Origin of the sequence: Dawidia cretensis, assembly GCF_018598175.1 — a bacterium.
Lineage (GTDB): Bacteria > Bacteroidota > Bacteroidia > Cytophagales > Cyclobacteriaceae > Ohtaekwangia > Ohtaekwangia cretensis.
Genome location: NZ_JAHESE010000100.1, coordinates 1 through 645, shown reverse-complemented (window position 1 = coordinate 645; position 645 = coordinate 1). Strand labels below are relative to the sequence as shown.

Annotated in this window: 1 protein-coding gene; it reads right to left on the bottom strand. The window is 51.3% G+C overall.

What is annotated here, in order from left to right; translation table 11 throughout:
- Positions 1-645 (bottom strand): TonB-dependent receptor domain-containing protein (locus KK062_RS29895; protein WP_254088057.1); only part of this gene is annotated, 645 nt, incomplete at both ends.

The following is a 645-nucleotide window of genomic DNA, read 5'->3' as shown; positions in this document are numbered from 1 at the left end:
AAGTTACGGCTGAAGATAAAGTCGCCGAGCTTTTTATAGAACACACCACCCGACAGGATCCCCACCGTACCAAAGTATTTCTCCGCCAACACATCGACGTTTGTTGCCGACACCGGCTTCAGTTTCGTATTGCCAATGGTGCCTTCACCCTCGTTGATATTAATCTCTTGCGCCGGAACGATGTCACTGAAATTCGGACGCGCATAGCTGCGCGTAATTGCGGCACACAGGTTCAGGTCTTCGTTCAGCTTATACTTCACATGCAGTTGCGGCAGCAGGAAACCATAGTTACGACCACCCTTTTGCGGAAGGATCTCCGCTTCGTTTACGACGTTGAACGAGGTATACGACACATCGGTATACTCATACCGCACACCACCCAACAGCATCAGCTTGTCGCGCTGAATGCGCGTCATCACATACCAGGCATATACATCTTCGCTGGCCGTATACGCTTCGGCGGCTTCCGTCGCCAGCTTGTCGTCTACCGACAGCTCAAAGTCCTGGCGGTTGGTGTTAAAGAACCGCACAAACTTTTCGGCATCCGCGTGCGGATTCATAGTATAGCGGCTATCCAGAAACTTCTTATTATAGTCGCCACCCGAATATTGATCGAGCGTCAGATCGTTTGCCCCTGTGTAGCCA